26 protein-coding genes are annotated in these 22,339 nt (G+C 66.7%); 12 read left to right on the top strand and 14 right to left on the bottom strand.

The window, feature by feature from the left end; all coding sequences use genetic code 11:
- Window positions 1-126: 126 nt before the first annotated feature.
- From LT970_RS06735 to LT970_RS06725, 3 genes are all read right to left on the bottom strand, one after another.
- Window positions 127-1,467 (bottom strand): arylsulfotransferase family protein, encoded by a 1,341-nt coding sequence (locus tag LT970_RS06735; RefSeq protein ID WP_232685668.1) that lies wholly within the window; start codon window positions 1,465-1,467, stop codon window positions 127-129.
- A gap of 234 nt (window positions 1,468-1,701) precedes the next feature.
- On the bottom strand, window positions 1,702-2,049 hold the full coding sequence (locus tag LT970_RS06730; RefSeq protein ID WP_232685667.1) for a TRAM domain-containing protein: 348 nt from the start codon (window positions 2,047-2,049) through the stop codon (window positions 1,702-1,704).
- Between the two features lie 97 nt (window positions 2,050-2,146).
- Window positions 2,147-2,704 carry a SprT-like domain-containing protein gene (locus LT970_RS06725; RefSeq protein ID WP_232685666.1) on the bottom strand — a complete coding sequence of 186 codons (558 nt, stop codon included), beginning with the start codon at window positions 2,702-2,704 and terminating at the stop codon, window positions 2,147-2,149.
- 98 nt (window positions 2,705-2,802) lie between these two features.
- On the opposite strand from LT970_RS06725, the gene LT970_RS06720 reads away from it, so the two are divergent.
- Complete coding sequence (locus LT970_RS06720) at window positions 2,803-3,117, top strand: hypothetical protein (RefSeq protein WP_232685665.1); 315 nt, start codon at window positions 2,803-2,805, stop codon at window positions 3,115-3,117.
- A gap of 59 nt (window positions 3,118-3,176) precedes the next feature.
- On the opposite strand, the gene thyX is transcribed toward LT970_RS06720, so the two are convergent.
- The gene (thyX, locus tag LT970_RS06715; protein ID WP_232685664.1) at window positions 3,177-3,920 is read right to left on the bottom strand and encodes an FAD-dependent thymidylate synthase; all 744 of its coding nucleotides are present in this window, start codon (window positions 3,918-3,920) and stop codon (window positions 3,177-3,179) included.
- 137 nt (window positions 3,921-4,057) lie between these two features.
- Here thyX and LT970_RS06710 point away from each other — a divergent pair, with 137 nt between their 5' ends.
- Both LT970_RS06710 and LT970_RS06705 read left to right on the top strand, forming a co-directional pair.
- Window positions 4,058-4,396: a cupin domain-containing protein gene (locus LT970_RS06710; RefSeq protein WP_232685663.1), complete on the top strand. Its 339-nt coding sequence runs from the start codon at window positions 4,058-4,060 to the stop codon at window positions 4,394-4,396.
- A gap of 110 nt (window positions 4,397-4,506) precedes the next feature.
- A complete protein-coding gene (locus tag LT970_RS06705) occupies window positions 4,507-5,082 on the top strand; it encodes an MBL fold metallo-hydrolase (RefSeq protein WP_232685662.1) in 576 nt (191 codons plus the stop codon).
- Window positions 5,083-5,132: 50 nt separating this feature from the next.
- On the opposite strand, the gene LT970_RS06700 is transcribed toward LT970_RS06705, so the two are convergent.
- Window positions 5,133-5,399: a DUF5827 family protein gene (locus LT970_RS06700; RefSeq protein ID WP_232685661.1), complete on the bottom strand. Its 267-nt coding sequence runs from the start codon at window positions 5,397-5,399 to the stop codon at window positions 5,133-5,135.
- 142 nt (window positions 5,400-5,541) lie between these two features.
- Here LT970_RS06700 and LT970_RS06695 point away from each other — a divergent pair, with 142 nt between their 5' ends.
- On the top strand, window positions 5,542-5,991 hold the full coding sequence (locus LT970_RS06695; RefSeq protein ID WP_232685660.1) for a DUF7522 family protein: 450 nt from the start codon (window positions 5,542-5,544) through the stop codon (window positions 5,989-5,991).
- Between the two features lie 116 nt (window positions 5,992-6,107).
- Here LT970_RS06695 and sod read toward each other — a convergent pair whose 3' ends face one another.
- The gene (sod, locus tag LT970_RS06690) at window positions 6,108-6,710 is read right to left on the bottom strand and encodes a superoxide dismutase [Mn] (protein ID WP_232685659.1); all 603 of its coding nucleotides are present in this window, start codon (window positions 6,708-6,710) and stop codon (window positions 6,108-6,110) included.
- 211 nt (window positions 6,711-6,921) lie between these two features.
- Window positions 6,922-7,374 (bottom strand): PaaI family thioesterase, encoded by a 453-nt coding sequence (locus LT970_RS06685; RefSeq protein ID WP_232685658.1) that lies wholly within the window; start codon window positions 7,372-7,374, stop codon window positions 6,922-6,924.
- A gap of 171 nt (window positions 7,375-7,545) precedes the next feature.
- On the opposite strand from LT970_RS06685, the gene LT970_RS06680 reads away from it, so the two are divergent.
- Window positions 7,546-9,117, top strand: coding sequence for a long-chain-fatty-acid--CoA ligase (locus tag LT970_RS06680; RefSeq protein ID WP_232685657.1), 1,572 nt, complete (start codon window positions 7,546-7,548; stop codon window positions 9,115-9,117).
- Window positions 9,118-9,168: 51 nt separating this feature from the next.
- Here LT970_RS06680 and LT970_RS06675 read toward each other — a convergent pair whose 3' ends face one another.
- Window positions 9,169-9,981 carry a mycofactocin-coupled SDR family oxidoreductase gene (locus LT970_RS06675; RefSeq protein ID WP_232685656.1) on the bottom strand — a complete coding sequence of 271 codons (813 nt, stop codon included), beginning with the start codon at window positions 9,979-9,981 and terminating at the stop codon, window positions 9,169-9,171.
- An 87-nt stretch (window positions 9,982-10,068) separates the two neighbouring features.
- Here LT970_RS06675 and LT970_RS06670 point away from each other — a divergent pair, with 87 nt between their 5' ends.
- Entirely contained in the window at window positions 10,069-11,298 is a 1,230-nt protein-coding gene (locus LT970_RS06670; RefSeq protein WP_232685655.1) for a glycosyltransferase family 4 protein, read from the top strand.
- Here the strand turns inward: LT970_RS06670 and LT970_RS06665 are convergent.
- On the bottom strand, window positions 11,285-12,457 hold the full coding sequence (locus LT970_RS06665; RefSeq protein WP_232685654.1) for a glycosyltransferase family 4 protein: 1,173 nt from the start codon (window positions 12,455-12,457) through the stop codon (window positions 11,285-11,287). The two genes, LT970_RS06670 and LT970_RS06665, sit on opposite strands and share 14 nt — an antisense overlap.
- Window positions 12,458-12,864: 407 nt before the next feature.
- Between LT970_RS06665 and LT970_RS06660 the strand changes: the two genes are divergently transcribed.
- The 3 genes from LT970_RS06660 (at window position 12,865) to LT970_RS06650 (ending at window position 15,666) form a co-directional block, all read left to right on the top strand.
- Entirely contained in the window at window positions 12,865-13,629 is a 765-nt protein-coding gene (locus tag LT970_RS06660) for an SDR family NAD(P)-dependent oxidoreductase (RefSeq protein WP_232685653.1), read from the top strand.
- Window positions 13,626-14,627 carry a TIGR04024 family LLM class F420-dependent oxidoreductase gene (locus LT970_RS06655; RefSeq protein ID WP_232685652.1) on the top strand — a complete coding sequence of 334 codons (1,002 nt, stop codon included), beginning with the start codon at window positions 13,626-13,628 and terminating at the stop codon, window positions 14,625-14,627. The genes LT970_RS06660 and LT970_RS06655 overlap by 4 nt, the downstream gene beginning before the upstream one ends.
- Before the next feature lie 67 nt (window positions 14,628-14,694).
- Window positions 14,695-15,666 (top strand): quinone oxidoreductase family protein, encoded by a 972-nt coding sequence (locus LT970_RS06650; RefSeq protein WP_232685650.1) that lies wholly within the window; start codon window positions 14,695-14,697, stop codon window positions 15,664-15,666.
- A 13-nt stretch (window positions 15,667-15,679) separates the two neighbouring features.
- On the opposite strand, the gene LT970_RS06645 is transcribed toward LT970_RS06650, so the two are convergent.
- Window positions 15,680-16,360: a 6-hydroxymethylpterin diphosphokinase MptE-like protein gene (locus LT970_RS06645; RefSeq protein ID WP_232685649.1), complete on the bottom strand. Its 681-nt coding sequence runs from the start codon at window positions 16,358-16,360 to the stop codon at window positions 15,680-15,682.
- A 132-nt stretch (window positions 16,361-16,492) separates the two neighbouring features.
- Window positions 16,493-17,629 carry a dihydropteroate synthase gene (locus LT970_RS06640; protein ID WP_232685648.1) on the bottom strand — a complete coding sequence of 379 codons (1,137 nt, stop codon included), beginning with the start codon at window positions 17,627-17,629 and terminating at the stop codon, window positions 16,493-16,495.
- A gap of 119 nt (window positions 17,630-17,748) precedes the next feature.
- Here LT970_RS06640 and LT970_RS06635 point away from each other — a divergent pair, with 119 nt between their 5' ends.
- Together LT970_RS06635 and LT970_RS06630 are read left to right on the top strand one after the other, a co-directional pair.
- Window positions 17,749-18,315, top strand: a complete 567-nt coding sequence (locus LT970_RS06635; protein ID WP_232685647.1) for a DUF8114 family protein — start codon at window positions 17,749-17,751, stop codon at window positions 18,313-18,315.
- Window positions 18,308-19,081, top strand: a complete 774-nt coding sequence (locus LT970_RS06630; protein WP_232685646.1) for an RNA methyltransferase — start codon at window positions 18,308-18,310, stop codon at window positions 19,079-19,081. Before LT970_RS06635 ends, LT970_RS06630 begins: the two co-directional genes overlap by 8 nt.
- A gap of 42 nt (window positions 19,082-19,123) precedes the next feature.
- Here LT970_RS06630 and LT970_RS06625 read toward each other — a convergent pair whose 3' ends face one another.
- Both LT970_RS06625 and LT970_RS06620 read right to left on the bottom strand, forming a co-directional pair.
- Complete coding sequence (locus LT970_RS06625) at window positions 19,124-19,570, bottom strand: MaoC family dehydratase (protein ID WP_232685645.1); 447 nt, start codon at window positions 19,568-19,570, stop codon at window positions 19,124-19,126.
- Window positions 19,571-19,638: 68 nt separating this feature from the next.
- Window positions 19,639-20,580, bottom strand: coding sequence for a DMT family transporter (locus LT970_RS06620; RefSeq protein WP_232685644.1), 942 nt, complete (start codon window positions 20,578-20,580; stop codon window positions 19,639-19,641).
- A 147-nt stretch (window positions 20,581-20,727) separates the two neighbouring features.
- Here LT970_RS06620 and LT970_RS06615 point away from each other — a divergent pair, with 147 nt between their 5' ends.
- Window positions 20,728-21,213, top strand: a complete 486-nt coding sequence (locus tag LT970_RS06615) for an Lrp/AsnC family transcriptional regulator (RefSeq protein ID WP_232685643.1) — start codon at window positions 20,728-20,730, stop codon at window positions 21,211-21,213.
- Here the strand turns inward: LT970_RS06615 and LT970_RS06610 are convergent, their stop codons facing one another.
- Complete coding sequence (locus LT970_RS06610) at window positions 21,214-22,326, bottom strand: ABC transporter ATP-binding protein (RefSeq protein WP_232685642.1); 1,113 nt, start codon at window positions 22,324-22,326, stop codon at window positions 21,214-21,216.
- Between the last annotated feature and the right edge of the window lie 13 nt (window positions 22,327-22,339).

Raw genomic sequence — 22,339 nt, 5'->3', positions numbered from 1 at the left:
GCTGGGCAGTCAGCAGTTCAGTTCGATAGCCGGAACCAGGTGGACGACTGTGGCCAGATTACGCGATGGGTGTTCTTCGGGGAGTTAGGGCCTGTCAACCGCCTTCGCCAGTGAGCAAAACTCGTGCTACTGACGCACGAGCGGTTGCTGTGGCCTGTATCCGGCGTTCCACAGTTCGATGCCGAACCACGCGAGCGCAGTGAATACGATAAGTGAGCCGAGAAGCAGATTGTACGATGGTATCCACGCTGGGGTGACGCTGGAAACCGAGTTGCTGATGTCGCCCAGAATCGACTCGGCTTGCGAACCGTCGTCGGGCGTTCGCGACTGGAGGCCCAGGGAGTCCGCGCTCTCACCGCCCGCGCTCTCGTCGCCCGTGTTCAGGCGCTCGGCCTCGTACGCTGCGTATCCGCCTTCGCTGTGGCTCTCACGGGTGAGGTTCCAGACGATCTCCCCCTGTTCGTCTACCTCGACGACTCGCCCACCCCTGGTGTCGGTGATGAGCGTGTGGCCGTTCGGCAGTCGATCCGCGTCGCGAGGCCACGTGAGCCGCTCGTCTTGCCACACCCAGGACTGTTCCCAGCCACCGTCTTCGGTTCGCGCGTACTCGATGATGCGGTCGTTGTTCGAATCCGCGATCACCACGGCGGGCCCGCCCGCAGATTCGTTGAAGTAGTCCGGGTTGTGCTGGCCATCGAGCACGCTGAAGCGGTCGTCGGCGCCGATCGTCCAGTTCTCCTGGAGGCCGGTCTGCGGGTCGACGAACAGCACCTGGTCGTGGTTGCGGGGGCTCAACATCACGCGACCGTCAGCGAGTTTCTCGACGTCGTTGGTGTGTGACCAGTCGTCGGGGTAGGTGCCGCCCGACGCGAGCGAGAAGTTGTTCTGCAGGTTCCACTCCCAGGTGACGATGCCGGTGGTGGTGTTCACGACGAACACCTCGTCGGAGTACATGTCCGCGACGATGTACCGGGAGTCGCCGATGCGGTCGGCGTCGTGCCACTGGCGGTAGTCCGTGGCGTCCACGCGCGAGTACAGCACCTCGGTCTCGCCGGTCGTGAGGTTCGCGCGTTCGATGATATGGCGGATGCAGTGATCGTCATCGCCGACGGGGTGGCATAGCGACTCGTTGTAGACTTCGTCGGTAGCGACGTACACGACCGAGTTCGTCTCGTTGGGGAGCGGGTCGACGTCCCAGTAGGCGTCGTGGGTGTCGTTGTGGTACAGCAGCGTGCCGTTCAGGGAGTACTGCCAGATGTCGCCGCCCGTGATGTGAGCCGTGACGACGGTGCTGCGTTCCTGCGGATTGCTCATGTTGTACCCGTCGGCCACGGTGAGGTTCCACTCGGACTGGGCCTGCGCGTCCGCGTTCTCGGCGGCAGTGGGAACCGCGGAGGCGACGAGGAGGGCCGACGATACGAGGATGACCGAGGCGAACACGGCCCTGTATTTAGTTGCTCTGCGCATACAGGTCAGTTTAACTGACCTTGCAAAGAGCGTATTTACTGGATTCGTACCCGGTGGTTCGGAAACACTCGTCTTCGGAGTTGACGGCCGAAATCAAGGGTCTATGTCTCCCGGAACCCTGGCTTCGGAATTCTGCCATGGCATCAGTCGACCGGGTCACATAGCTACCAGATGTCTACCGCTACAGAACGTGAAAACGCGACGTTCGTCCGGAGCGACCGAAATCAGGGAGTGCTACGACGTCTCGACGAACGTCGCGTCGGCGGACGTGCGTCCCTGATTGAACGAGAGCACCTTCGCGCGAACGACGTCACCCTCGTCGAGCGAACCCGGGACATCCTCGGTGAACAGTACGAACCCCTCTACCTTCCCGACCGCGACCCGCTCCCCGGAGTGGTGGTCGGTGAACTCGGTGACGCCGAACTCGTACGTCTCCCCGATCTCGACCGGGGGTTCACGTTCCTGTGCTGCTTCGTGCGCTCGGTGGGATTGGTGTTCGTCCGACGAACGGCGCCACAGCCCCATCAGCGCCAGCAGGACGATGGAGACGCCACCACCGGCGGCGAGCCAGATGTACTCCATACCGGCCGCTCGTAGCCAGGGCTATTATAGGTTGAAGAGTCCGCATCGGGGACGCGTCCTGTTGGATAAGGACCCGGTCGAGTTGCAGACGGGCCGGTCACCACTCTTCGATCCGTTCGCGTGCCGCCTCGTACCCGTCGCTCGTCTGCCACCGTTCCCCGGAGTCGACGTGCTCGACGGCGTAGCGGGAACGGCACGCGCCGCATCGCCTGTCCCCGGGTTCGGTGACGGCCTTCGACGCGCGGTGTCGCCGGGCGGTCCACTCGCAGTCGCCGTTCGTGCAGACGAGTCGGAGTCGCGCGTCGGTGAACGTTCGGCAGTGACGTGGCGCGTCGACCTCCCGGGCCTTCTCCCGGAACCGGCGCCCGTGACCGGACTCGCCGAACTGCTGGAACTCCCAGGCGTGGACGAGTTCGTGGCGGATTACGTCCCGGAACTCCGTCCACCCGTACTCCCGGTAGGCGGCCCACGTCAGGCGGATCGTCACCGACTCCGTCTTCCGGTCGAACAGGCACGCGCCCGAGCGCCGCTTCGCGCGCGTCGACACCTCCCAGGTGACGGCTCCGAGGTCGACGTCCACGTCGACGCGCGCTGCGTACTCCGCCGCGGCGTCACGGAGTCCGGCGTGGGTGTCCGGTGGGGCTGTGGTCGTCACGGCTACAGATAGTGGGCGTCGGTCGACCGAGTTAACGCTGTGGAACTCAGTTCGCGTCCGCCGAAACACCGATGGTCGAATGTGTCGTGTCCAACAGTATGGCCCAAGCGCACTGGGACGACCTGCGAGGACGAGAGCTCCGGTACCGAGGGGATACGTGGGAACTCACCGGCGACCTCGACATCCGGCGAACCGGCGAGGTGCTCGCTGTCGCCGCGAAACAGGTCGACGAGTCGGCACAGGAGAAGGCGACACTGTACTTCGGCGTGGGGAGTCAGTCGAACTCGCTCAACCCCGGCAGTTCGGACGCGAACTTCGATCACTTCGAGTGGGACGGCGACCGGCAGGTGCTCGTCGTCGACGCGCCGGGTCGCCGGTACCGCTACGAACTCGACCGCATCGAGTACACCTGACCTGTTCTACGCGTCGCCGCTCGACCCTGAACCGTTCCGAGAGTGGTCGTCCAGTCGGTTCAGGGCGCGAGCCGGTTCTTCCGGTGTTTCATGTGCTCGTCGTAGTAGTCGAACGTGTGCGGGCACCACTCCGCGGCGAGGTCGAGGAGTTGCTCGGTGAGGTCCCGGATCTCCCACTGCGCGTCGGCGGCGGCGCGCATGTCAGCGATGTGCATCAGCGAGCGCGGGTTCAGCGTCACGACGACGTTCACCTCGGTGCCGATGGGGAGCACGAAGCGCGCGTCCTCCGGAGGCATCCCGAGGTCGAGGAGTTCCTGGTAGTCCTCGACGGCGCGGCGCACCGACGACTGGAAGACCTCCTCGCGGCGCTCGACGACGTCCTCGTCGGCCTGCCCTCCCTGCTGGTTGCGGCCGACCCACTCGGCGTCTGTCGCGGAGGGCGGCGTCACCACCATCTCGCCGTCCTCGACGTCCGCGGGGTCGACGTCGTCGAAGGCGACGTACCGCATCGACTGCACGTCGAAACTCGCGTGCCGGTGGCGTGTGAGTTGGGCCATACAGGAGCGGCTCATCCCCTCGATGGCGAACGTCGCGCTCGGGTGCTCGAACGGGCCGTAGTGCCCGCGCTTGAGCAGTTTCCCGAGGAAGTTCGCCTTCTGTTCCTCGATGGTGTCGCCGTCGACACCGGCCATGGCGTCCTCGAAGGACTGGTCGCCGACCCAGTCGCTCATGTAGTCGTTCCTCGCTCCCCGGCAGACGAGTTCCTCGGGGTCTTCCGTGGCTTCGAGCAGGCGCACTCGCATACTGACAGATGGATGGATGCCCCGGCGACTAAAGCGCTCCGACAGGCGGCGGGCGGACCCGGTTGTGGGTGGACCTGGTCGGTGAACGAACTGGATCGGCAAGTACGTTAAAGTGTCGCGTAGACACAGGTTCTCGTATGCCGTACGAGACAACCAGCGTCGAGGCTGTCGAATCGCCGCTTCCGGACGACGCCGACGCCGACCTCTACATGCTGAAGGACGCGCTCGACACGACGGAACTCGGCTTCTCGGTGTACACGCTCGAACCCGGCGCCGAAGGGATGGAACACGACCACACCGAGGACGGCCAGGAGGAGGTGTACTACGTAGTCGAGGGCGGCGTGGACGTGGACTTCGGCACCGAGACGGTCGCGCTCGAGGAGGGGGAGGCCATCCGCATCGACGCCGACGAGCAACGCCAGGTGCGGAACCGCGACCACTACTCGAAACTCGTGCTCGCGGGCGCGCCCCGGTGACGGTCGTGGCCTCGCTTACGCGCCCAGTGCCGACCGCGTCTCTCGGCGGTCGCCTTCGACTGTCCGCCGGATCCCGGTAACGCCAAAGGTCGTGCGTCCATAGCAGGCGCATGGTCAGCAATCTCTCCGCGGGCGTGCAGGCGTTCACCTGTAACGCCTTCCTCGTCTCCGGCGAGCGGACGACGCTCGTGGACGCGGGCGCGAACTACGACGTCGTATCGAGTGTTCGAGAACGCGTGGCCGACCTCGACCGACTCGTGCTCACGCACCCACACCCCGACCACGTCGGCAACCTCGATGCCGTGACCGACGCGTTCGACGTGGACGTGTGGGGGTACGAGGGGGTCGAGGGCGTCGACCACGAACTCGTCGACGGGGACGAACTCACTATCGGTGACCACGAGTACACTGCGCTGTTCACGCCTGGTCACGAACCGAACCACCTGTGTTTTCACTCCGAGCGGGCGAGCGCGCTGTTCGGCGGCGACCTCGTCTTCCAGAACGGGAGTTTCGGGCGCACGGACCTCGCGGGCGGCGACCGCGAGACGCTCGTGGAGAGCATCGAGCGCGTCGCGGACGTCGTCGGCGAGGACCTCGACGTACTGTACCCTGGTCACGGCCCGAGCATCACGAACGACCCGCACGCGGACGTCGAACTCGCCGCGCGGTCGGCGCGTCTCGGGTAACCCGGGCACGGTCGGCGCGACTCGGGTAGCCGTCGCGCGCCGCGGTCGAACTACTCCTTCCGGCCGTAGTAGCCGGGTTCGTCGTCGTTCCGGGGTTCCGCGACGACCAGATCGTCGGCGTTCTCGACGACCCACGGAATCGCCCAGTCGAGTAACACGTTCTCGGTCTCGGGTTCGATGTCGGCGTCGGCGTCGAGGCCCTGAAGGAGGCGCGCGATCTCGTAGACGGTGTACATCTCGTCGGCGTCGAACAGTTCCTCGGGCGTGTAGAAGTCACACGGGTGGAGTTCCTCGAACTCGGATTTGGGCGCGGGCATACCGGACGTGGGTCGCTCCGGGCGAAAAATCCCCCGGTGTGGGGCGCGGCCGCCATGCCAGCGTCTGACGCGAGTCGGGCGTTCAGAAACATTGGGGAACTCTTATACATTCACCTGTCAGAACCACGAACGACCGGACTGCATGACAGCGCACGATACGACGCCGACGTCGGACCTCGACGGTGGGAAGGCCGCTCTCGTTCGAACGCTCGTGGACGCCGTCGACGGGAATCTGCGGGACGTCTGGGTGCTCGATCAACGGACCCAGGAAGCGCTGTATCTGCGCGACGACGTCGAGTCCCGTATCTCGGACGTCGACGTCGAACAGCACCTCGACAACGAACGGTACGGGTTTGTCACGCGAGAGACGTACAACAACCTCCACTACTCGGAGTTCCGGTACACGCACCGCGGGTTCGACACGTGGGAGTTGTTCCGGACGTTCCTCGTGGACGACGACACCAAAGTCGGCGTCGTCGTCGGCCTCGACACGAACGGCAAGCAGTACGACTTCAACGAACTCACCGACGACATCTGGGCGCACGCCGAGGAACACGGCGTCGAGGCGTTCGCACCGGAACCCGCCGAGTGACGAAGAGTTGCGCCGAGTGATAGCAGTACGCGACGAGGACGAGCGCTACGGCTGTCGCTGACGGGTGGCGCGTGAAAGAATGGTGGTGGATCTTCTCGCTCGGCGCTGCCGAGTCCCTACTCGTACGTGCTCGCGACGTCCTGGTAGTTCTCCGCGACGTCGTCCCAGTCGACGACCTCGAAGAAGTTGCTGATGAAGTCGCCGCGGTCGGGGCCGTAGTCGTAGTAGTAGGAGTGCTCCCAGACGTCGAGCGCGAGAATCGGGTGGCTGCCCCAGAGCGCGCCCTGGTCGTGCTTGTCCACGACGAGGTTCCGGAGCTGCTTGGAGACCGGGTCGTAGACGAGGAGCGCCCAGCCGGAGGCGTTCTTCGCGGCGGCCTCGAACTCGCCCTTCCAGCCCTCGTAGGAGCCGAAGTCCTCCTCGATGCGGTCCGCGAGGTCACCAGACGGCTCGTCGCCGCCCTCCGGACTCATGTTCTCCCAGAACATCGTGTGGAGGTAGTGCCCACAGCCGTTGTGGGTGACGTTGCGGATGGCGCTCCCGGAGGAACCGAACTCGCCGTTCGAGCGGTTCTCGGCGAGCGTCTCCTCGGCGCTGTTGAGGCCGTTCACGTAGCCCTGATGGTGGGTGTCGTGATGCCACGTGAGCACCTGCTCTGAGATGTGCGGTTCGAGTGCGTCGTAGTCGTACGGCAGTGGTGGAAGTTCGTGGTCAGTCATGGTCGAACCCTCTAGGTGAGACAACTCTCGGAGTGCTGTTAAAGCTTGAGGCGGCGATTGCTAGCACACAGCACGCAGGAGGGAAGTGACCAGTCACGACTCCCGGAGGGCGAAGGGGGGAGATGATGGTGTGGTGACGGGACCCCACTCGGCTGCCCGTCGTTTCCGAACGCCAACCTGTCAAGGAAGGGGCTCGTGTGGGGGTCAGGGGCTACTCGTCGGAGTCGAACACGCGGAACGACCCGCGGCCGACTGCGACCTCCTCGACGTCGCCGTCCCCGGGGTCGGACTCGACCGTGACCGTCGCGACGCCGACGGTAGAGCCGACGCGCACCACGTCCGCCTCCGCAACCAGGTCGCCGCGCGCCGGCCGTAGATACGAGACGTTCAAGTCGATGGTCGCCACCCCCGACTGCACCGGGTCGTCGAGTGCGGTGCGCACCGCGAGGCCGCCGGCGGTGTCGATGAGTGATGCGGCGATACCGCCGTGGACGTTCCCCTGTCCGGGGCCGTGGTTGGTCAACTTCTCGTCGTAGGGCACCCGGAGCACCATCCGGCCGGCCTCGATCTCCTCGACTTGCATGTCGAGGAACGCGAGAAAACCGTGGTCGTCGATGTACGACTGGATGAACGCCCGCGCGGTGTCCGCGTCGAACTCCGCCATACGTCTGCGTGTCCGTGGGTCCGCATAAGCCCACCGGGGTCGGTCCCCGCCCACCCCAGGTGGGCCGCCGGAGTTGGTCGCCGCCCCTCCCCTGACAGGCCGACGCTTGCCGGCGGAATCGCGAGGGACACAAACATTCTTGTCACGAACGACCATGTTCTTCGATAGCGCATGACCAATCTCGTTACCAACGTCGAATCCGTCGTCGAGGACCAGCCCGACGAACCGGCCGTGGTGTACGAGGACCACGAGTTCTCCTACGCGGAACTGTGGACCCAGACCGGCCGGTTCGCCGCGGCGCTCCGCGACCACGGCGTCGAACCGGGGGACGCCGTCGCCGTCTACCTGCCGAATCTCCCGCAGTTCGTCGCCGCGTTCCACGGCACACTGCGCGCGGGCGGCGTCGTGATTCCGATGAACCCCCAGTACAAGAGCCGTGAGATCAGCCACCTGCTCGGGGACAGCGAGGCCAGCGTCGTCGTCGCACTCGCCGACCTCGTCCCGTTCGTCGAGGAGGTACGCGAGGACACGAACGTCGAGGAGGTAATCACCGTCGGCGGCGAGGCCGACACCGGAACACCGTTCCAGGAGTTCCTCGCCGGCGGCGCGGATGCAGGCGACGACTCGGTGGCCGAGCGCGCGGACGACGACGTCGCGGTCCAGCCGTACACGTCCGGCACCACAGGGAAGCCAAAGGGCGTGGAACTCACCCATGAGAACCTGGCGTCGAACGCCCGACAGTCCATCGACATCCTCGAGGGCGGCATCGGACCCGGCGACCGCATGCTCGGCGTGCTCCCGCTGTTCCACATCTACGGGATGACGGTCACGATGAACGGCACGCTGTTCGGCGGTGGCGCGTACTACCCGCTGCCGTCCTGGGACGCCCAGCAGGCCCTCTCGCTCGTCGAGGACGCCGAACTCACGTTGATGCACGCCGTCCCCGCGATGTACAACGACATCGTGAACCAGCCGAACGCCGGCGAATTCGACCTCTCGTCGCTGCGCCTCTGTGGGGTCGGCGGGTCAGGCATCCCGGTCGAGGTGCTCCGGAAGTTCGAGGAGATCTACCCCGTGAATATCTACGAAGGGTACGGGCTCACGGAGACCAGCCCCATCACGCACTTCAACAGCCCGAAGTGGGGGCGACGGGTCGGATCCATCGGCAAACCCCTGGAGGGCGTCCACGCCCGCATCGTCACCGGGGACTTCGAGGAGGTTGGCCCGGTCGAGGAAGGGCCAGTGGACGAAGACGAAGTGGACATCGACGACGTCACGGGCGAACTCGTGGTCTCAGGCCCGAACGTGATGCGTGGATACGCCGGCCTCCCGGACGCCAACCAGGAGGCGTTCACGGAGCGGGACGGCCGGCGCTGGTTCCACACCGGAGACCTCGGCTACCACGACGAGGACGGCTACTTCTACGTCGTCGACCGGAAGAAACACATGATCAACACCGCGGGCTACAACGTCTACCCGCGCGAGGTCGAGGAGTTGCTGTTCGAGCACGAGGCTGTCGCGGACGTCGCCGTCGTCGGCATCCCGGACGACCGCCGCGGCGAGACGGTCAAGGCGTACGTCGTGAAGGCGCCCGACGCGGACGTCACCGCCGACGAACTCCGCCAGTTCTGCCTCGACCGCCTCGCGGAGTACAAACACCCTCGGGAGATCGAGTTCGTGGAGGAACTGCCGCGTACGACCACCGGGAAGGTCCAGAAGTTCGAACTCGTCGGCGAGCAGTAATCCACCGACGAGCCGCCCACGTTCCGCGCGTTCGGAGCGTAAGGCCCGTAATCAGAGCGCGGTCGCGCCGGCGTCGACGGGGAGCGCGATGCCGGTGACGAACTGCGCGTCCTCGCTCGACAGCCAGAGGAACGCGTTGCTCACGTCCTCTGGCTGGAGGATGTCCTCGAAGAGGTTGTCCGTGCCGGACTGCTCGGCCAGTTCGCCGAGGTCCTCGTCGATGGTCTCGACGATGCCGCCGGTCATCGGCGTGTCGACGGCGGTCGGGCACACCGCGTTGACGGTGATGCCGTACTCCGCGAGTTCGGTGGCGAGCGCTTTCGTCAGTCCGATGACGCCGTGTTTCGCGGCGGTGTAGTGGCCGAGTCCGGGCGACGCGACGAGGCCGGCGGTGGAGGACGTGTTGACGATGCGACCGCCCTCGCCGCGCTCGATCATGTGCTTGCCGACGTGCTTCGAACAGAGCCACACGCCCTTCAGGACCACGTCGAGCGTACCGTTCCACGTCTCCTCGTCGAGGTCCATCAGGCCGCCAACCGGAGCGATGCCGGCGTTGTTGGCGAGAACGTCGATGTGCCCGAACTCGTCGATGGCGTGCTCGACGGCGCCCTCCACTTCCGCCTCGTCGGTGACGTCCATCCGCAGGCCGAGCGCGTCGCCGCCAGCGTCCTCCACGGCGTCGACGGTGTCCGCGAGGTCACTCTCGTCTGACAACTCGTATCGCGACCCGTGTTTCGTTTCGCACACGTCTGTCACGACCACGTCTGCACCGTGCTCGGCGAACCGCACGGCGTGAGAACGTCCCTGTCCGCGGGCGGCCCCCGTGACGAGTACAGTCTTGCCGTCGAAATCGTACGTAACCATGTTGTTTCGCTAATGTCACGTTCGGCGCGCTCGAAGTTAACTGAACTGGCAACTTCGCTTTTGGTAACCGTCCTCGAACGTCCACGTGTGCACGTCCTCGTCGCGGCACACGACCTCTACCCCGACGCCGGTTCGGGGGGAACCGGACGGTACGTCTACGAGACGGGTCGCCGACTCGTCGAGCGCGGCCACCGCGTCACCGTCGTCACGCGCCGACGTGGAAGCGAGCCGACCCGCGGGAGCGTCGCCGGAATGAACGTCTATCGCTACGACGTTCGCGTCGCCGACCAGTCCTGGCCGACTGTCGTCCGCCAACTGCCGAACGCGGCACGAGCCGTCGCGTCCGCCGTCGAATCCGCGGGTCGCCCGGACGTATTCAGCGTCCAGGGACACGTCATCGGCCTGCTCTGTGACCGCGTCGTCCCCGACGACGTGCGCCGCGTTCCGACGTTCCACAGTCCGTGGTCCGTCGAGTACCGACTCCGAACCCGGAACGCCGACCGCTCGCCGGTTCGCCGGCGCCTCAACGCCGAACTCCGCCGAGGCCTCGAACGCCGACTGCTCGCTCGCTCGGACCAGGTGGTGACGCTCAGTGCGTTCATGCGGGAGCGCCTCCGCGAGACGCAGCCCCGACTGGACGTTTCCGTCGACGTCGTTCCCGGCGGCGTCGACGCCGAGCGGTTCTCGCCGGACGCCCGACCGCATCCCGCGATGGACGCCTCCGGAACGCGATTCCTCACCGTTCGCCGTCTCTCCCCGCGGATGGGTCACGCGCTCCTGCTCGAAGCCTTCGCCCGAGCGACCGACGGTCCGGACGATGGCGAATCCCCACACCTGTACGTCGCTGGCGACGGGCCGCTCCGCGAATTGCTCGAACGCCGCGCGCACGACCTCGGTCTCGGGGACTGCGTGACGTTTCTCGGCTACATTCCGGACGCGGACCTCCCGGGCGCGTACGCCGCCGCCGACGCGTTCGTCCTGCCGACGACCGAACTCGAGGGGTTCGGCCTCGCCACCCTCGAAGCGCTCGCCGCCGGGACGCCCGTGCTCGGCACCGCCGTCGGTGGAACGGTCGAACTGCTCTCGGGGCTGCGCGACCGCTCGGCGATGCCATCACCCGTACTCGTTTCTCCGGAGCGGGACGCGCTCGCTGCTGGACTCCGCGAGTGGATGGCCGCCGACGCCGACGCGCTTGCCGCTGCCGGGTGCGCCGCTCGCGAGTACGTCTGCGAGCAGTACCCCTGGTCGCGGACCGTCGACGCCCTCGTCGGAGCGTACAAGCGAGAAGCACCTGGAACTCCCATCACTCCCGTCTAACGTCGCCCGACCCGTCCGCCGCAGCGGGAACCGGAGTGGGCGTCGCCGGGAGACGCTCCGAAACGATGTTCCGTATCTCGCGGTGGAATCGATCCCGACCGAACCGCCGCTCGATGGCGTCGCGGCTGATTCGGAGGTCCGATTCGAGCGCCGGGTCGGACAGCACGCGGTCGATCTTCGTCACGGCGTCGTCGACGGAGTCGTACAGTAGTTCCTCGTGGCCGTTCACGATGACGCGTTGTCCGCCCGCCGAGGGGATGAACGGGATGGTGCCGCCCGCTGCGAGCTCCGCGACGCTCATCCCGAAGTGCTCGTGTTCCTTCCCGTGGATGCCGTAGCGGTGCGTGGAGACCAGTTCTACGAGGCGGTCGCGGGATACCTCTCCTTCTATCGTTATGTAGTCGCGTTCGTCGGCGAGCGCGTCAACCTCGGTGCGGTACTCCTCGTCGATGGTCGGGCCGACGACGTGCAGGTGGACGCCGTGGCCGCGATTGCGGACGCCGTCGACGATTCGAATCAGCTCGAGGATTCGTTTGCTCCGCTCGATTCGGTTCAGCGCCACGAATCCGGGTTCGCGTTGGTCCCACGGCACCTCGCGGAACGCCGCCGTGTCGACGGGCGGATAGACGACCTGTGGTTCGAAGCCGTAGGCGTTCTCGATGGCGTCCGCCGTCCACTCGGAGTTCGCGAGCACCGCATTCGAGCGGAGGTCGGTAGCGTCGACGTTTCCGACGGCGGTACAGAGCTGTTCGTACGGGCCGCCGTCTTCGACGGTGGGGTGGAAGATGTCCTCGCGGTTGTCCAGGTTCACCGACCAATCGAACGGGAAGTGGACGTACTGGACGGCGTTCGGCCCGAGTCCGAGTTCGTTGATGGTGCTGACGAGGAGGTCGAACTCGTGGCGGTTGCGTCGCGCGTACCGGCCGAGGAGTGCGTTCTGGAGGATGTAGTACTGGAGGCCGTAGTGGTCGTGTAGTTGCGGTGCGAGCACGCCGGCAAGCCGAACGTCGACGCCGCCGACGTTCGTGTCGAAGTAGGCGTCGAGTTCCTCGAAATCCGGCTCCGTGAGCGTGATGAGCGTCACGTCGTATTCTCCGCTCAGCGCTTCGAGGACGTTCATACAGACGGCTTCGCCCCCTCCCTTCGCCATCAAGTCCATGTGAACGACACCGATTTTTTCGACCATAGTGCTCTGAGGAGAGTGACAACGTGAACGACATTAACGCTGTATTCCAGAAGGAGACGCGAAGACGGCGTCCGGTCGACCAAATTCAATCTTCTGGAAATTGTTCGCCTTGCGCTCCGAGGACCGATATTTCCAACCGCCGAACCGAGTAGCAAGCCGAACGTATCAGCCTGGAAGGATTCGTTGTGAGCGGACAGTTACACGAACTGACAATGGTGCTTCGACGATTGGGCTTTCTTCACCTCCGAACGTCGCGAGGCGTTCGTGGAGGGGCTGTCAGAGTGGGTCCATCCGAGACCGGGGTCGACCGGGTCGCCAACTCTCCGTTCGTTGCCAACTGTTGACACAGATTTAAGCGCTGGCTCGTGGAACGTGGCGCCATGAGTGACCGATTCGCCGTCTCGGGGACGGCCATCGTCACGGGCGCGTCGAGCGGTATCGGGAGGGCAATCGCCGAGCGGTTCGCCGCCGACGGCGCGGACGTGGTGGTCTGCTCGCGCGAGCAGGACAACGTCGACCCCGTCGCGGCGGGCATCCGCGACGACGGCGGAAGCGCGCTCGCCGTCGAGTGCGACGTCACCGACCGGGACGCCGTCGAGGCGCTCGTCGAAGCCACCGTGGAGACGTTCGGCGGCGTCGACGCGCTCGTGAACAACGCGGGCGCGAGTTTCGTCGCTGGCTTCGACGACATCTCGCCGAACGGCTGGCAGACCATCGTGGACGTGAACCTCACCGGAACGTACCACTGCACGCAGGCGGCCGCCGACCATCTCAAAGACGGCGGCGGGACCGTCGTCAACATCGCGTCCGTCGCCGGGAAGGAGGGAGCGCCCTACATGAGCCACTACGCCGCCGCGAAGGCGGGTGTCGCGACGCTCTCCCGGACACTGGCGATGGAGTGGGCGGACGAGGGGGTGCGCGTGAACTGCATCGCGCCCGGATTCGTCGCGACGCCCGGCCTCGAATCCCAGATGGGCGTCTCGTCCGAGGACGTGGACCGCGACGACGTGGACCGGCGAATCGGCGTGAGTGAGGAGATAGCGGACGTCGCGCGATTCCTCGCCAGTCCCGCGTCCTCGTTCGTCGTCGGCGAGACGGTGACCGCTGGCGGCGTTCCGCGTGGCGAGGAGGTGCCGTCACAGTGACCGACCGAACCATCCATCTCCCGGTCGCCGCCCAGGACAGCCTCGACGACGTCCTCGACATCGGGACCACCGCGGAACGCCTCGGCTACCACCGCGCGTGGTTCCCCGAGACGTGGGGTCGCGACGCCGTCACGACGCTCGCGGCACTCGCAGACCGCACCGACGACCTCGGTATCGGCACGAGCATCGTGAACACGTACTCGCGGAGTCCCGCGCTCGTCGGGCAGACTGCGGCCACGCTCCAGGAGCACTCGGACGGCCGGTTCCGCCTCGGGATGGGACCGAGCGGCCCCGCGGTCGTGGAGGGCTGGCACGGCGAGTCCTTCGAGCGACCGCTCCGGCGAACGCGCGAGTACGTCGAAATCGTCCGCGCGGTGCTCGCCGGCGAGCAAGTGGACTACGACGGCGACCTGGTCCAGACGCGTGGCTTCCGACTCCGGCAGACGCCGCCGGACCCCGCGCCCGGGATCGACGTGACCGGAATGGGGCCGAAGGCGGTCGAACTCGCCGGGCGATTCGCGGACGGGTGGCACGCGCTCATGTTCACGAAGGACGGTATCCGCGACCGCCTGGACGACCTCCAGCGCGGCGCGGAACTCGGCGACCGCGACTCCAGTGACGTTCGAACGACGCTCGTGTTGCCGTGCTGTGCGCTGCCGGACGGCGACGCCGCGCGTGACCTCGCGCGCCAGCACCTCGCGTTCTACGTCGGCGGGATGGGCACCTTCTACCGGAATGCACTCGCCCGCCAGGGCCACGAGGACGCCGCGAACGCCATCCACGACGCGTGGCAGGCCGAGGACCACGAGCGCGCGATGGCCGCTGTCAGCGACGACCTGCTCGACTCGCTCGCCGCGGTCGGCACGCCCGAGCAAGCGAGAGAGCAGTTCGAGGAGTTCGCCGCTGTCGACGGCGTGGACGCCGTCGCCGTGTCGTTCCCGCGCGCCGCCGAACGCGAGGTCATCGACGCGACGATGGACGCGCTGGCTCCCGAGTAGCCGAAACTCCCGGTCTGTTTCCTCGCGTTTGCCCGTCTTTTTGCGGCCGGCGGCCGTCCACGGAAACATGAAGGGAGTCGAAGTTACCGAGTTCGGCGACGCGGACGTTCTCGACGTCGTAGAGCACGACCAGCCAGAGCCAGGCCCCGGCGAAGTGCTCGTCGACGTGGCGGCCGCCGGCGTCAACTTCGCGGACGTGATGCAGCGCCGCGGCCACTACCACGGCGGCCCCGAACCACGCTACGTACCGGGGATGGAGGCCGCAGGGACCGTCGCCGCCGTCGGCGAGGGCGTGGACCGGGAGGTCGGCGAGCGCGTCGTCGCGATGGTGGACGGCGGCGGGTACGCCGAGTACGTCACCGCGTCCGCGCTTGGTTTGTTCGACGTGCCGGAGTCGATGTCGTTCGCGGAGGCCGCAGGGTTCCCCGTCCAGTTCCTCACCGCGTACCACTGCCTCCACGGATGGGGCGAACTGGAACCGGAGGAGTCCGTGCTCGTGCACGCCGCGGCGGGCGGCGTCGGCACCGCCGCCGTCCAGCTTGCGAGCATCCACGGAGCAGAGGTGTTCGGCACCGCGAGCACGCAGGAGAAACTCGACCTCGCGGAGCGCCTGGGCTGTGACCACCCCATCAACTACACGAAGACGAGTTTCGGGGAGGTGACGGACGAACTCACGGACGGTGAGGGACTCGACCTCGTGCTCGACGGCGTCGGCGGCGAGACGTTCCGGGAGAGCGTGGACGCGCTCTCCCACTTCGGTCGAATCGTCGCGTACGGCGCGGCTTCGGGCGAACCCGGCACTGTCGACACCGCGACACTGCTCTTCGGAAACAAGTCCGTGGAGGGATTCCACCTCGGACGCGCGATGGAGCGCGACCCGGAGCGGATCTACGAGGCGGTCCCGGAACTCTCCGAAATGCTCCGGAATGGTGACCTCGAAGTCGTCGTCGGGCAGACCTTCGACCTGGAGGACGCTGCCGACGCTCACGCCGCACTCGAGAACCGCGGAACCACCGGGAAAGTCGTCCTCGAACCCTGACCTGCTCGGCGCCCTACACCGGGTCGATGCCGCGCCGCCGGCCGTCTAGCACGCCGAACCGCTCGCCGCGCCGCCCCTCCAGCCAGTACAGCAGTCGCTCGGCCCACCCGAGTTTCCGGGCCTTCTCGGGGCCGACGCCCGGGTCGTCGAAGTCCCAGCCCGGAAACACGAGTTCGGCGGCGCCACAGTGGTCCGCGAGGAACGCCGCCCGGTCGCCGTCCGTGAATCCGCCGTAGTTCGCCACGCGCTCGACCGGTGCTGCCTGCGTCGTTCCGCAGACGTTCTCGCGCTCGAACGTCGGGATGTGTTCGCGGACTGCCGTCACGTTGTCGCCGTGGGCGTGCGCCGCGACCGGCGTTCCGGACTCGGTGAGCCGGCGGGCAGTGCCGGGGTTCTTGTCGAGGTCAGTCACCATCAGGTCGACCGTGATGCCAGCGTCACCGAGTACGTCTACAGACGTCGAGGCCGCGAACACGGCGTCGGCGCTGGCCGCGACTTCGAGTTCGTCGTCGTCCGTGAGCGACGACGCGCCACCGGCGATTGCCACCGTCTTCCCGGTGCAGTTGAGACGCGAAACGTCGAACGGGTCGACGTACTCCGCGAGCACATCCCGGGCGCGCTCGTCGCCCGCCCGGTCGTAGCCGAAGTCGGCGAGTATCTCCTCGTACACCGGCTCCCAGTCGTCGAACTCCATGGCTGTTGCTACGCGGTTGAATAAATGAAAGGATTCCGTGGTTCGAGCCGAGACGCCCCGCAAAGTACCCCTACCCGGCGGGAGTCCGGCTTCCAATCCCGGCTTCTTGCCCCTTGGGTATAAGCTTTCCCGTTACTCACCAGCAGTTTGCCAGACACCGGCGAGGGCGCCCAGGACTCCCTCCTGCCTGGAGAGCGCTGTCGACGCAGCATGGAGCGTTCGCGCACTCCCCGCGACGAACGCCGGGTCGTCGCCGACCACGGTCACCCCCGCGTCCGCGAGCGCCGCTCGGTCGTCCTCGTCGAGTCCTCGGACCTCGTACGCGCGAGCGACGGCGTCTTCCGCCACCGACTCGCTCTGTCCGCCGTCGCTCTCCTTACCGCCCAGGCGCGCGACGTGGCGCTTGGCTTCCCGGACGGTCGTCACGTCGAGTTCCTCGATGGCCGACTCGGTCGCCCGCTTGCGCCGGAACTCGTGGCCGATTAGGGCGGCGTCCCGGGTCTTCGCGACGTCGTGGGTCCGGACGACGTGCGCGCCGCGCTCGACGGCCATCGACGTCGCCGCGAGCGAGACGGGAAGCGCCTCGTCGGTGTCGCGGTCAGCGATCTCCTTCAGGAAGTTCTTCCGGTTGATGGAGACCAGCATCGGGTGCCCGTACCCCCGGAACTCGCGCAGTCGGTCGAACGTCTCGCGGTCGTCTGCGAGCGTCTTCTCCGCCGACCATCCACCGAACGCGGGGTCGACGATGGTCTTGTCAGTGAACCCGTTGAGCGAGAGCGCGTCGTAGATGTCGTCGACCCGTTCGACTGCCCCGGGGCGCTCCAGGTCGGGCGGACTCGCCATCTTCACCACGGCGGCGTCGTGGGCCGCACAGACCGCCGGCATCTCGGGGTCCGCGAATCCGCAGATGTCGTTGACCATGTCGAACCCGCGGGAGAGCGCAGTGTCCGCCACCTCGCTGTACCGCGTCTCGATGGAGAAGACGGCGTCGCCATCCACGTGTTCGATGGTCTCGACGGCGGTGTCGAGGCGTTCGAGTTCCTGCTCGGCCGAAAGCACCTCGAAGCGCTTGTTCGCGGACTCTAGACCGACGTCCACGATGTCAGCACCCTCGCTGACGAGTTCCTCGTCCACGTACGCCGCCGCTTCCGCGGGGTCGTCGTAGACGCTCGGGTCGTAGGGGGACTCCGTGGAGACGTTCAACACGCCCATGATTCGCGGCGGGTGGTCGTCCCCGATGGGGAGTCCGGCGGCGTCGACCGTTCGCATGGCTTCACCGGGGAGCGCGTGCACCATAGGCGACACGATTCTACCCGCGAGACGCGGCGTTCGGAGTTCCGCCGACTTCTTCAACTGACTTTTGTGCGTCGGCTACCTACTGCCCGGCAATGAGCAAGGTGAGTGTCGGTCTTCGGGGGTGGCGTTTCGACGAGGACGAGGTGTTCGACGACGACGGGAACTGGCGGCCGCTCGCGGAGATGAACGAGGACGACCGTCAGCGACTCGTTCGCCTGCGCATCCTCCTGGACTTGCCGTGTGACGCCTGCTATCTGATTCACGGCGAGAACGCGGAGGACGAGTACAACCACCCGACGTGCGTGTACGGTGAACCGCTCGACGAGGTGTTGCTCTGCGACGAGCACGAACCCGACTTCTACTACTGGTACCTCGAGGACGGCGGCGAGCAGTACAAGGGAACGGAGGCGTTCCAGGACGAGTTCCACGAGTGGTTCGCGGCGGGGAATCGCGCGCCCGACTGGTACGACGGCCCGGGCCACGTCGAGACGGACCCCGAGTCCCTGCCCGAGCCGGAGGCGGAGGAGCCCGATCCGGAGGCGTTCGTGCCCGAGGACGCGGAGGAGGCGCGAGTGGACCTCCGCGAGGGTATCGACACGGACGAGGTCGATACCGAGGACCTGGACCTCGACACGGAGTACCCGACCGGCGATGAGTGAGGTTGGAGACGCCGAGGATGCCGGGGACGCCGAGGATGCCGGCGAGCCACAGACCAAGCCCGCCGTCGCGGTGGTCGACGCGAAGACGTCCGGGAACGTCGGCACCATTGCGCGCGCGATGAAGAACTTCGGATTCGAGGACTTGCTGCTCGTCGACCCGCCGTACCTGGGGCGCGATTCCGAGGCGTACGGGTTCGCCGGGCACGCCCGCGAGGACGTGCTGCCGAACGCCCGCAAACTCTCCTTCGACGAACTCGCGTCGGAGTTCCACACGGTCGGGTTCACCGCGGTCACGAACCAGGACGCCACGAAGCACGCGCGCTTCCCGTTCCGCACGCCCGCGGAACTCACAGAGAGCCTCGCGGACGTCGAGAGCGACACGGCGTTCGTGTTCGGCCGGGAGCGCGTCGGCCTGACGAACGACGAACTCGAGCGCATCGACGAGGTGTGTGCGATTCCCGCGAGCGAGGATTACCCTGTCCTGAACCTCGGGCAGGCCGCCACCGTCGCGCTGTACGAACTCCGCGACCTGGCGATGAACCGGGACCAACTCCCGGACGTCGAGCGCCACCGCGCCACAGAAGCGGAGATCGAGGCGTTCTACGAGCACGCCGAGGAGTTCCTCGACGCCGTCGACTACCCGGAGGAGAAACGCGAGAAGACGATGCGGATGCTCCGCCGGATGCTCGGGCGCACGCACCCGACGGGCCGCGAGATGAACACCGTTCACGGCCTGCTGCGGCGCGCGGAGAATCGGATGGAGTGAATTCGCGGGGGCGCTCCGCTCGCTCCTGCTGACGCGTTCGTTCTACTCCCGCCTGGCGTACAGGACGATCGGTTTCATCGACAGTTTCGTCTCTCCGTCCTGGTTGGACGTGGTGGTCTCCGTTCGCACCACGCCGCGGTCAGGACTGCTCTCGGAAGGCCGCGTCTCGAGCACCTCGACGCGCACGGAGAGCGTTTCACCGGGCAGCGTCGGGTTCGGCCACCGGAGTTCGTCGACGCCGAGTGCGCCGAAGCTGGCGGCGTCGGAGAAGTGTTCGTCGACGAGCATCCGCATCGTCATCGCGCCCGTGTGCCACCCGGAGGCGATGAGGCTGCCGTAGATGGACTCGTTCTCGGCTCGCTCGGGGTCGGTGTGGAACCACTGGGGGTCGTACTGTTCTGCGAACGCGAGAATCTCGTCTTCCGTGACTTCGTACGCGCCGAACTCGAGTTCGTCGCCGGGCGAGAGGTCCTCGAAGTAGACGGTCACGTTCCGGGGTTCGACCGACGGCTCGTTAGCTGTTGTGTTCCCGACGCCCGTTCCGTGAGCGGTGTCGTTCAGTACGAGCGTACGGCCGCGGCGGTGTCGGTGGCGACGGTGGCGACGGCGTCGTGTTTCAGGAGCGCGAAGCCGGCGAAGATGGCGAGAAAGCCGACGACGGCGCTCTCGTCGATGACGGTGCCGAGGAGCGCCCAGCTCGCGAGCGCGGCGACCACTGGTTCGGCGTAGCCGACGAGGTTGAGTTCGGCGGCACCGATGCGGTCGAGCAACTCGAAGTAGATGAGGAACGCGACGCAACCGGAGACGAGCGTGAGGTACGCGAGGCTGGCGAGCGCGGGGAGCGTCCACTCGACAGCGGCGAGGGATTCGCCGCGGGCGAACGCGCCGACCCAGAGGACCAACGAGCCGAGCAGCATCGCCCAGGCTTCCAGCGTCTCGATGGGGAGGTCCGTGGAGAGCGGGCGGGTGAGCACGCCACCGAGTGCGAAGCTGGCGGCGGCGAGGAAGACGAGGGCGATACCGACGAGGTCCGCGGCGGCGGCACCACCGGTGGGCGCGGCGATGACTGCGACGCCCGCGAAGCCAAGCAGGAGGCCGAGCGATTTGACGCGGTCGATGCTCGCGTTGCCGAGGAGGCCGCTGGCGAACGCGACGGTCAGCACGGGCGAGAGGCTGACGACGATGGCGGCGACGGCACCGGAGACGCGTAGTTCGCCGAGGTAGAGCGCACCGTGGTAGACGGCAATGACGAGGACGCCGGCGACGGTGGCGGCGAGCCACTCGGTGGTGCCGCGTGGCCGCCAGCGGTCGGTGGTGTACGTGGCGTACGCGAAGATGAGTGCACCGGCGATGGTGTAGCGGAGCGCTGCGAACGAAAGTGCCGGGACGGTGTGTAGGCCGATTTCGATGGCGACGAACGACGTCCCCCAGAACGCAGAGAGGAGGACGAACATCACCGCCGCGGGTGAGAGACTAAACGGGGTCTGCCGATAACTCATGATAACAAATCCAAATAGGCGCTCACTGATTAAACTTATCTTCAAGAACTGGGGCTATGTTGGTTGTGCAGGCAAGATAGTGATGTTCCGTGGGGCATACGTCTCGTTCCCACAGGCTTTTGCCCGCGCTGTCCGACTCCCCGAGCAATGGACGAACGCGACGTGCGCCTCCTGAAGGCCATCTCGGATCTGGGAACCGGCAGCCCCGAGCGACTCCACGAGGAGACCGACATCCCCGTCTCCACCATCCACTACCGACTCAACAACCTCCGCGAGCGCGGCGTCATCGAGAACGACCTCTACGACCTCGACCTCGACGAACTCGGCCTCGGCGTCACCGTCGTCCTCGAGGTGCTCACCGACTACGACGGCCCCTACGAGGAGGTGGCCGAGAAGATAAACGACGTCGAGGGCGTCACGCAGACGTTCTTCACGATGGGCGAGACGGACTTCATCGTGCTCGCGCGTCTCCCCGACTCCGACGACGTCGAGCGACTCATCTCCGACTTCGAGGGAATCCCGGAGGTCGACCGCACGAACTCCACGTTCGTCGTCGCGCGACAGAAGGATACCGCGCGCCCGCTCCAGAGTTACAGCGCCGACACGCTCGTCGAGAAACTCGCCGACGAGTAGTCAGCGCCCCGGATACCACGCGAGCGAGTGGTCGGCGACGAGTTCGAGGTCCACAGGCGTCCCTACCGAGTGACTCTCCGTGTGATTCTCCAGGCAGCGCACGGTGTCGCCGTTCGTGAGTTCGACGTGGTAGACGAACGACGGCCCCGTGTACTGGCGGCGCACGATCACGCCGTCAGCCGCCGCCTCGGAGGCCGCCCGCGAGACGCTCGCGTCGTCTGGCCGAACCAGCACGTCCACCGTCGCGCCGACGTACTGCTCGGTTGCGCCCGAGAGCTGTTCGCGCGGGAACGACCCCACCGGCGTATCGACGGTCGAGCGCTCGATGTGGGCCGAGAGGAAGCCCGCCTGCCCGAGGAAGGACGCGACGAACCGCGACTCTGGGTTCTCGAAGACCGCCTCGGGGGCCCCGACCTGTTCGAGGTTGCCGTCGTGCATCACGCCGACGCGGTCAGAGATGCTGAGCGCTTCTTCCTGGTCGTGGGTCACCGAAACCGCGGTCACGCCCGCCTCGGAGAGGATGCGCTTCAGTTCCTCCCGCATCTCCACGCGAAGCCGGACATCGAGGCTGGAGAAGGGTTCGTCCAGCAGGAGGACCGCGGGCTCCGGAGCGAGCGCACGGGCGAGCGCGACACGTTGCTGTTGCCCGCCGGAGAGCTCGCCCGGGTCACGCTCCTCAAAACCCGCGAGGTCCACCAAGTCGAGCAGTTCCGCTACGCGGGCCTCTCGTTCCTCCTCGGGTAGGTCGGGGACGCCGTACGCGACGTTCTCGTGGACCGAGAGGTGAGGGAACAGCGCGAAGTTCTGGAAGACGAGACCGACATCCCGCTCGTTCGGGGGGCGGGACTCGTCGACGGTCGCCACCGTCTCGTCTGCGATGTGGACCGCGCCCCGCGTGGGTCGCTCGAGGCCCGCGAGCAGGCGCAGCGTCGTTGTCTTCCCACACCCGGACGGACCGAGGAGCGTGAACAGTTCGCCCTCGCGGACCGCAAGCGAGAGGTCGGAGACCGCGGTCTCCGCGCCGTACTGCTTCGTGATTCCGTCGAGCGCGAGCGCGATGTCGTCGCCCGACGGGTCGCGTTCTGCGGCGTCGAGTGTGCTTGACTCTGTCATGGTTGGTCTGTCT

The sequence above is a fragment of the Halobacterium zhouii genome (assembly GCF_021249405.1).
GTDB classification, from domain to species: Archaea; Halobacteriota; Halobacteria; order Halobacteriales; family Halobacteriaceae; genus Halobacterium; species Halobacterium zhouii.
This window is presented reverse-complemented; position numbering and strand designations above follow the sequence as displayed.